General features: G+C 66.9%; 5 protein-coding genes. All 5 read right to left on the reverse strand.

All coding sequences use genetic code 11. The annotated features are described in order from the left end of the window. Positions 1–855: DUF3943 domain-containing protein (locus tag AC36XV_RS13340; protein WP_492204181.1), on the reverse strand; the 855-nt coding region annotated here is incomplete at its 3' end. Then, positions 852–1,481, reverse strand: coding sequence for a hypothetical protein (locus AC36XV_RS13345; protein ID WP_492204182.1), 630 nt, complete (start codon positions 1,479–1,481; stop codon positions 852–854). The genes AC36XV_RS13340 and AC36XV_RS13345, both read right to left, overlap by 4 nt. 178 nt (positions 1,482–1,659) lie before the next feature. Further along, a complete protein-coding gene (locus AC36XV_RS13350; RefSeq protein ID WP_492204183.1) occupies positions 1,660–2,037 on the reverse strand; it encodes a hypothetical protein in 378 nt (125 codons plus the stop codon). A gap of 689 nt (positions 2,038–2,726) precedes the next feature. Next, on the reverse strand, positions 2,727–2,999 hold the full coding sequence (locus tag AC36XV_RS13355) for a hypothetical protein (protein WP_492204184.1): 273 nt from the start codon (positions 2,997–2,999) through the stop codon (positions 2,727–2,729). Positions 3,000–3,112: 113 nt separating this feature from the next. Beyond that, a partial coding sequence (locus tag AC36XV_RS13360; RefSeq protein ID WP_492204185.1) for a nucleotide-binding YajQ family protein occupies positions 3,113–3,380 on the reverse strand: 268 nt, incomplete at its 5' end.

Raw genomic sequence — 3,380 nt, forward strand, 5'->3', positions numbered from 1 at the left:
GCCGTACCGCATGTCGAACTCGACGAAGGCATCCGAGTAGTCGTCGCTGACCGGACTGGAGCCTCCTTCCGTTTCCGACGAGACGCTCCGGTACCCGAAGCGCAGATAGTTCGCCAGGTGGGGCGGAATCCGATCGTACGGACTTTCGGGATTGGGTGCGATCCGCCCGGATCGGCCCGACACGAGGCGGTTGAAGCCTCGCATCGGGTCGATGAAGAAGCCCGCGATCTCGCGTCCCACGCGGCCGGCGCCCGTCGCCTGGTTGTCGAGCACCGAAGAGCTCGCACGGTACAGCACCTCGCCGATCGCGACGCCCCCGATTCCCGTCGCCACCCAGTCGTTCCAGGCCGGCGGGTGCGTCTCGCCGCAGCACTCCCAGAAGAAGCTCCCCATGATGGAGAACGGCGCCGACAGCCAGTAGTTCAGACCGTTCGATCGCGCAGCCGAGTAGTACAGGCTTCCGTGGTACGGGTGCGCGAAGAAGTTCGTGGTGAAGTTGTTGTCGTCGTAGAAGAAGCCGTTGGAGATGTTCTCCCACCAGCTGCGGGGGTTCACTTGCGTGAAGTTCCCCCCTCGGACGAACTCGTTGAAGCTCCACACCACGGCGTTGATCAACGCGACTTCACCGACCGCGAGGCCCACGTTGCGCGGAACGCCCCAGGCGTTCGCCGATCCCTCGAACGACGAAAGCGCGCCCGCTACCGAGGTGTCGGGCCGAAGCGCGGCGCCGGTGTCCGGCTGGACCGCCCCCGGCTCAGCGACGGCGTACTCCGCCGGGAGAGCGTCCTGGGCCCGAGATGTGGACGGAACGAGCAGGGCCGCAGCGAGCAGGGCCGATCGGATGGTCATCCTCATATGGCCCACTCCACGCCGAGGCTGACGTCGAACAGGTTACCGGTCTCGATGCCGCTGATCCCGACCAGCGGGACGTCCAGCGGATCGGTACTGAAGAACCGGTACGCCACCGTGCCCTGGATCGCGAAATGACCCGTGATCCAGTACTCCAGCCCTCCGAACACGCCTCCCATGAAGCCGGTTCGCTCCGGGGCCGGGTTCTCGCCCGGCGGTACGTCCGGCGGCGGCGGGTCCGGGTCGAACAGGGCCCCCTCCGGCCGGAAGCGGATCGCGCCGGCAGAGATGCCCACGATGGGCTGAAGCGCGTGGCGCGTCCGGAATCGCCACATCGCCGTGGCCGCCAGGCTGACCTGGCTGATGCTCTGCGACTCGAACGGCGCCACCACGTCGTAGGAGGCGACGTGAATGTTCGCTCCGAAGCGGAGAGAGCCGGTCTGATACCAGGCCCCGCCGTCGGCCGGAATGCCGTCGGTCATCAACTCGCTGTAGTCACCGGACATCGAGCTGTAGCCGAGCGCGGCGTGGAAACCGAAACCGTTTCCGGGAACGGCAGCCTCGCTCTCCGCTTCCTGGGCCGGGCTCGTTGACGGCAAGAGCAGCACGGCGACCGCAAGGATCACTCCCACCCTACGTCTGGACCGCCACCTCGGCATGGCCAACCCCGCGCGAAGATTATCCCGATCCGGCTCACAAAAGGCCGCGGAGTATAGCACGGAAGGGCGGCAACGCAAGTACTCGCGGATCGTCGGGCTACGGTGTTCCGCGAACAGGACGGGCGTTCAGGCGGGCGTCGGCTCGCTGGCTTCAGCCGAGTCGATCCGCGGCCCTCCACATCCGGTTGTATGCGACCCGGACGTCCTCGATCATCTCGCTGGCCATGACAGCCGGAACCCTGATCAGGCTCTCGGGATCTTCGCTCCCGCTGTCCGATCGGGGGCTCAGGAAGAGGACCTCGCCGGATGTCAGCAGGTAGCGATCACGAATTGCGCGCCCCGGGTACCGCCTGAAGAGGAAGTGCGGGAACTCTCGGGTGAAGGGCCGGATCTGGCTCTGCGCGGCTTCGTCCACTTCGTGAGCCAGGACGCGAATCATGTCGCAGTGCCGGAGCAGGTGAAGCCGATCGAGCGCGTCGGCTGCCAGGGACGGTTCACACACGTCCACGTCTCCCGCCATGTCGCGCATCAGGTCCTCGAGGGGTCGAGCGCGGTGGGCTGAGCGGCCCGGCTGAACCTCGGGCGATGGGGTCGCCGACCCACCCTTCGAGCCGGGAGCGTCGGGAGCGGCGGATCCGTCGGGCGCCCGGGAAGGCTGCGGCGGCGTCTTCTCCTCCGGCATGCGCGCCCATCCATCGCAGACGGAGCAGAGCTGTCCCTTCTGGAAGGGATCCCGTCCGGTGCCGATGCAGTAGGGACACATGGGTCGGTCCTTGCGACGATCCGGAAGCGTGCCCCGCCCGGCGCACCTGGGACAGGTTCTGCCGGCAGGAAACTCGCCGCTTCCCAGGCATGGCAGGCACAGCATAGACCGTCTCCGACTCCAGAAGGCTTACCGGGGTCGCCTCGGTACGGCCCCGACCGATGGACATCGCGGCGCAACGTCCGTGCCCCCCGGAGAGCCCGGCTCCATGGAAAGGCCGGGCACCCGGACACTGTGCTGCAATCCTATGCTTCCTATAGACTTGCGATAAGCTGTGCTGCGGGCGGGCCTGCCGCGGCGCTCGCGCTGAACCGTGCGAGGACGGCCAGCACCGGGTGACCAGAGATCCGGGATCGGAAAAGGTTTCCGGGCGTCGGAAAGGCGGAAAGAAACCGGAGGGGACCCCTGCGCGGTGGTCCCCTCCGATCACGTACTCTCGATTCGCAGGCGGCGCGTCAGCAGCGACCGAGCTTCGATACGCTGGCGCCAAAGGTCGGCCCGCAGTCGTCGTATCCCGGATCGACCGGACCTCCGGTTCCATCGACGGGGGCTTCTTCCGTTCCCGGACATCCGGCGCGGAGCGCTGCATCGCCACCGGCCATGCACGCGGTACGGTTGAGCGGCGCAGCCGCGTCCTCTTCGGGGCCGGTCAGGGAGCCACCGTCACAGGCCCCGATCACGATCAGCATCGAGGCGGCACAAGCCAGCTTGAGCATTCGGGCGAACATATCGACCTCCCGCGACTGAGCACTGCATGATCTTCGTTTGCGTGCTCAAGCTTCGCGGTCGCCCGTCACCCGGACGTCACACCTCGACTCTCACCGCACCACCTCGACCGCGGCTAGCGGTAATTGCCGAACGTCAGTTCGACCCCGTAGTCCTGGCCTTTGAGGAAGGTGATCACCTCCTGCAGAGTGTCTCGCGACGGGGCGATCACCCGAAGCTCGTCGCCCTGGATCTGCACCTGCACCTTCTTGAAACCCCCGCCGCGCACGTCCTTCGAGATCTTCTTCCCCGTTTCCTGGTCGATCCCCTGCTTCAGCCCGATCGTCTGGCGCGCCCGCCCCAGCGATCCCTCCTCCACCTTGCCCTCGTCCAGGTTCCGGAGC

Source organism: Candidatus Benthicola sp. (assembly GCF_058719085.1).

Bases quoted from the DNA above. Each gene is read 5' to 3' on its own strand.
- AC36XV_RS13350 (WP_492204183.1), bottom strand. From the start codon at position 2,037: ATGCGCGACATGGCGGGAGACGTGGACGTGTGTGAACCGTCCCTGGCA.
- AC36XV_RS13355 (WP_492204184.1), bottom strand. From the start codon at position 2,999: ATGTTCGCCCGAATGCTCAAGCTGGCTTGTGCCGCCTCGATGCTGATC.